5 protein-coding genes are annotated in these 5002 nt (G+C 67.9%); 2 read left to right on the forward strand and 3 right to left on the reverse strand.

Annotated elements, in window-relative coordinates; translation table 11 throughout:
* Positions 1-394: 394 nt before the first annotated feature.
* From ACYP5B_RS47465 to ACYP5B_RS47475, 3 genes are all read right to left on the reverse strand, one after another.
* Positions 395-1573, reverse strand: coding sequence for an acetyl-CoA C-acetyltransferase (locus ACYP5B_RS47465; protein ID WP_459574314.1), 1179 nt, complete (start codon positions 1571-1573; stop codon positions 395-397).
* Positions 1574-1748: 175 nt separating this feature from the next.
* Positions 1749-2204: a PaaI family thioesterase gene (locus tag ACYP5B_RS47470; protein WP_318237480.1), complete on the reverse strand. Its 456-nt coding sequence runs from the start codon at positions 2202-2204 to the stop codon at positions 1749-1751.
* Between the two features lie 12 nt (positions 2205-2216).
* Positions 2217-3191: an NAD(P)H-dependent flavin oxidoreductase gene (locus ACYP5B_RS47475; RefSeq protein ID WP_400096124.1), complete on the reverse strand. Its 975-nt coding sequence runs from the start codon at positions 3189-3191 to the stop codon at positions 2217-2219.
* A gap of 185 nt (positions 3192-3376) precedes the next feature.
* Between ACYP5B_RS47475 and ACYP5B_RS47480 the strand changes: the two genes are divergently transcribed.
* A complete protein-coding gene (locus tag ACYP5B_RS47480) occupies positions 3377-4264 on the forward strand; it encodes a crotonase/enoyl-CoA hydratase family protein (RefSeq protein WP_459574317.1) in 888 nt (295 codons plus the stop codon).
* Positions 4265-4317: 53 nt separating this feature from the next.
* A complete protein-coding gene (locus tag ACYP5B_RS47485; protein WP_318237477.1) occupies positions 4318-4989 on the forward strand; it encodes a nitroreductase in 672 nt (223 codons plus the stop codon).
* Positions 4990-5002: the final 13 nt, after the last annotated feature.

Here is a 5002-nt window from a genome sequence, read left to right on the forward strand (position 1 = left end):
CTCAAATGGCCGGGCGTTCGCCGCCAGAGACAAAACCACGAAACCAGTAACGTGGGCTGCATCGCGGCCCTCCGCACCGCGAACGGCAGATGGCCGAACGCTCACCGCGCAAAGCGATCAGGGGCACCACCACGTAACCATTGGGTCATGCAATTACGATGCCCTTTGAGTCGGTAAGGCACGCCAGCCAACACTCAGGGCCGTACGACGCAACCATCGAGGCCCAAACAGCCTTATTGCTCTGCCCCCGGCAGGGCGGCTTTCTTCTCGTTAGTCTTCTTTGCCGCGCAAAGAAGAGTGACCGGCAGCCCCCGCAGGGGGATGTCGTATGGCTCTTGGGTCCAAAACCCAACGCCGCAACAAATGCAGCGAAGGCAACCCAAAAACCACAACCCTACAGCCTCTCAACAATAGTCACATTAGCCATCCCCCCACCTTCACACATCGTCTGCAACCCATACCGCTTGCCCTGCGCATGCAGCGCATGCACAAGCGTAGTCATCAGCTTAGCCCCCGATCCACCAAGCGGATGCCCCAACGCAATGGCGCCGCCATTCACGTTCATGCGCGCCGGATCCGCGCCCGTGGTCTGCAGCCACGCCAGCGGCACCGGCGCAAAGGCTTCATTGATCTCGAACAGGTCGATATCGCCGATCTTCATGCCGGCCTTCTCCAGCGCCCGCAGCGTTGCCGGCAACGGCGCTTCCAGCATGATCACGGGATCATGGCCCAGCACCGACATATGGTGGATGCGTGCCAGCGGCTTGACGCCCAGCTTCTTCAGGCCGGCTTCGTTGACCACCATCAGCCCGGCCGCGCCATCGCAGATCTGGCTGGCGCTGGCGGCGGTAACGGTACCGCCTTCCTCGATCAGCTTGACGCTGGAGATGGACTCCAGGCTGGCTTCAAAGCGGATGCCTTCGTCCACCGTATGCAGCTCGCCGTTGGTGCTGCCGTCCGCGGCGCGCACGGCCACCGGCACGATCTCATCCTTGAAGCGCCCGGCCTGCGTGGCGGCGATGGCGCGGCGGTGGCTTTCCAGCGCGTAGCGGTCCAGGTCGTCCCGCGTGAGGCCGTACTTGCGCGACATCATCTCGGCGCCGGTGAACTGGCTGAACTTCACGCCGGGATAGCGCTCCTGCATGGCCGGGCTCATCGAGCTGCCGAAGCCGTGCTTGAACGGCAGCGTGGAGGGCAGGCCCATCGGCACGCGCGTCATGCTTTCCACGCCGGCTGCGATCACGATGTCCATGGTGCCGGACATCACCGCCTGCGCGGCGAAGTGCAGGGCCTGTTGCGACGAGCCGCACTGGCGGTCGACCGAGGTGCCGGGCACGCTCTCAGGCAGCTTTGATGCCAGCACGGCATTGCGCGCCACGTTGCCGGCCTGCTCGCCCGCCTGGCCCACGCAGCCCATGATCACGTCGTCGATCAGTGCCGGATCCGCGCCGCTGCGCGCAACCAGCGCGTTCAGGACCTGCGCGGCGAGATCCGCCGGATGCCAGCCTGCCAGCTTGCCGCCCTTGCGCCCGCCCGCGGTGCGCGCGGCCGCTACGATGTATGCCTCTGCCATGTCGTCTCCTCTTGTCGTTCCGGGGCGAACCCGCCCGTGATGGCCGCGTGCCGGGAAGGGCACGGCAAGCCTTGCTATCCTGTTGCGGATTCTGGCGCAGCAGCGGGGCGCCCGGCGTCGTCGGAAGCGACGATTGCGCGGCGCTGCCGGCGCCCCAGGCGGCGGCGGCTGCCCATCAGGTGCGCGGCGTGAGCACCGAGAAGATGGCGGTGGCGCGCAACAGGCAGCGCTCCCCGGCCATCAGGCGGCAACTGCCGAAGCGCAGCCGCGAGCCCAGCTTGTCGAACTCGACGTGCGCCTCCACCCAGTCGCCCACGCGCGCGGCATCGAAGTAATCCATGCTGAGGCTGACCGTCACCGCCGGCTGCTTGCGATCGGTCTCCAGCGCCATCATCATGCCGATGGCGGTGTCGGCCAGCGTGGCCAGCATGCCGCCGTGCGGGATGCCCAGCGGGTTGAGGTGATGCGGCCCGATGCGGATGGCCACGACCCGCCGCTCGCGGTCCACGTAGATCTGCCCGAAATGCTCGAGGAAGCCTTTTGCGCCGCGCAGGGCGACAAAGCCCGGCGGGGCCGCCTCGGTCTCCCCTGCACCCGAGCCGGCATCGGAAGGTTGATTGGCTTCTGCCATGGGTGCGCCGCCTCAGCCCGCGAAGTAGCGCGAGGCCACCCCGAGCTGCTCGCGGCATTCGGCCACCATGCGCTCGATCAGCTCGGCGCAGGTCGGGATGTCGTCGATCAGGCCCACGCACTGGCCGGCGCTGATGATGCCGCCATCGGTCTCGCCGGCGGCGAGCGCGGCCTTGCCGCGTACACCCGCCACCAGGTGCTTGACGTCCTCGAACTGGGCGCCGCCCGGCTGGCGCTCGATGGTGACAACCTCGTCGGAGATGGCGTTCTTCAGCACGCGCGCGGTGTTGTGCAGCGTGCGGAAGATCAGGTTGGTGTCGCGCTCGCTGGCGTCCACCAGGGCCTGCTTGACGTTGTGGTGGATCGGTGCCTCGCGCGTGGCGCAAAAGCGCGTGCCCATGTTGATGCCCTCCGCGCCCAGCACCAGCGCCGCCGCCATGCCGCGCCCGTCGGCAATGCCGCCCGAGGCGATCACCGGGATGCCCAGCCGGCGCGCGGCCAGCGGGATCAGCACCATGCCGGGGACGTCGTCCTCGCCGGGGTGGCCAGCGCACTCGAAACCGTCGATGGACACCGCGTCCACGCCCAGGCGCTCGGCCGACAGCGCATGGCGGATCGCCACGCACTTGTGGATCACCTTGATGCCGGCCGCCTTGGCGCGCGCGATGTGCTCCTTGGGGTTGTTGCCCGCGGTCTCCAGCACCTTGATGCCGCTCTCGATGATCACGTCGAGGTAGCGGGCGTAAGGCGGCGGATTGATGGAGGGCAGCAGCGTCAGGTTGACGCCGAAGGGCCGGTCGGTCAGCTCGCGGGTGCGGCGGATCTCCGCGTCCAGCGCCTCCGGGGTAGGCTGGGTCAGCGCCGTCAGCACGCCAAGCCCGCCGGCATTGGACACCGCGGCGGCCATCTCGGCGTAGCCAACCCACTGCATGCCGCCCTGGATGATGGGGTAGCGGGTGCCCAGCAATTCGGTAATGCGCGTCTTCATGATGTTCCTTCTGGCTTCTGGTCTTTGTGTTCTATGCTCGGTCTTCTGCCTGGCTCAGGTCGCCAGGCGTCCTGGCGCCAGTCTACGGCGCGGCCGCCCTGCCTACCTCGTCGGAATCGACGATTGCAGGCGCCCGATTCTGCACTACCTTACCCACACCCCTTTCGAGAGAGCCAAGGCCAGTCATGAGCACCCCGAACCCAGCCGTTCCCCCCAGCTTCGAGACCCTGCAATACGCCGTCGACAAGGGCGTCGCCACCATCACCTTGCATCGCCCGGAAAAGCTCAACGCCTTTACCCCGCGCATGATGCAGGACCTGATCGACGCCTTCGACGCCACCGACGCCGACGACAACGTCCGCGCGGTGATCGTCACCGGCTCCGGACGCGCCTTCTGCGCCGGCGCCGACCTGTCCTCCGGCGGCTCCACCTTTGACTACGAAAAGCGCTACGGCGCCAGCAAGGAAGCCGCCCACCGCGACGGCGGCGGGCGCGTGGCGCTGCGCATCTTCCGCAGCCTCAAGCCGGTGATCGCGGCGGTCAACGGCCCGGCGGTGGGCATCGGCGTGACCATGCAGCTGCCCATGGATATCCGCCTGGCATCTACCGACGCCAAGTTCGGCTTTGTGTTCGCGCGCCGCGGCATCACGCCCGAGGCGGCATCGTCGTGGTTCCTGTCGCGCGTGGTGGGTATCTCGACCGCGCTGGAATGGTGCTACACCGGGCGCGTGTTCTCGGCGCAGGAGGCGCTGGAGCGCGGGCTGGTGCGCTCGCTGCACGCGCCCGAGGACCTGCTGCCGGCCGCGCAGGCGCTGGCCCGCGAGATCGCGGACAACGCCGCGCCGGTATCGGTGGCCATCTCGCGCCAGCTGATCTGGCGCATGGCCGGCGCCAGCCACCCGATGGAGGCGCACCGCCTGGACAGCCGCGCGATCCAGTCGCGCGGCCAGTCGGCCGACGTCAAGGAGGGGGTGAGCGCCTTCCTGGAAAAGCGCCCGGCCAGCTTCCCCGAGCGCGTGTCGCAGGACATGCCGGACTTCTTCGACTGGGGCAACGAGCCACCCTTTATCTGATCCCCCGCTGATCCCCCCGCTACGCCATCACCCATGCCCCCAAGGAGAGCAGCGTGAAAGTCAGCACCGCAGTCCAGACCCGCAAATCGGTGCGGGGCTTCCTGCCCACGCCGGTGGCGCCCGAGATCATCCGCGACGTGCTGGAGCAGGCGGCGCGGGCACCGTCCGGCGGCAACCTGCAACCATGGCATATCCACGTGGTGGGCGGCGAGCCGCTGGAGCGGCTCAAGGCCACCATGCGCGAGCGCGTCGCCGGCGCGCCCGGTGGCGAGAAGGCCGAATACGACATCTACCCGCGCGAGCTGGTTTCGCCTTACCGCGAACGCCGCTTCCAGGTGGGGGAGGATCTCTACCGCTGCCTGGGCATCCCGCGCGAGAACAAGCGTGCCCGCCTTGCCCAGTTCGCCAACAACTTCACCTTCTTCGGTGCGCCGCTGGCCCTGTTCTGCAGCGTAGATCGCCGCATGGGGCCGCCGCAATGGTCGGATCTCGGCATGTACCTGCAGACCGTGATGCTGCTGCTGCGCGAACACGGCCTGGACAGCTGCGCGCAGGAGTGCTGGGCGATCTACCCGGAAACCATCTCGGGCTTTCTCTCCATCCCGGCCGAGCGCATGCTGTTTACCGGCATGGCGATCGGCTATGAAGACACGGAAGCCACAGTCAACCAGTTGCGCGCCGCGCGCGCGCCGCTGGCGGAGTTCACCGAGTTCATCGGTATCTGAAGCCCGCGCGGGC

Source organism: Cupriavidus sp. 8B (assembly GCF_054589115.1).

Excerpts from the sequence above, each read along its gene's own strand:
- ACYP5B_RS47480 (WP_459574317.1), top strand. The coding sequence starts at position 3,377 with ATGAGCACCCCGAACCCAGCCGTTCCCCCCAGCTTCGAGACCCTGCAA.
- ACYP5B_RS47475 (WP_400096124.1), bottom strand. The coding sequence starts at position 3,191 with ATGAAGACGCGCATTACCGAATTGCTGGGCACCCGCTACCCCATCATC.
- ACYP5B_RS47470 (WP_318237480.1), bottom strand. The coding sequence starts at position 2,204 with ATGGCAGAAGCCAATCAACCTTCCGATGCCGGCTCGGGTGCAGGGGAG.
- ACYP5B_RS47465 (WP_459574314.1), bottom strand. The coding sequence starts at position 1,573 with ATGGCAGAGGCATACATCGTAGCGGCCGCGCGCACCGCGGGCGGGCGC.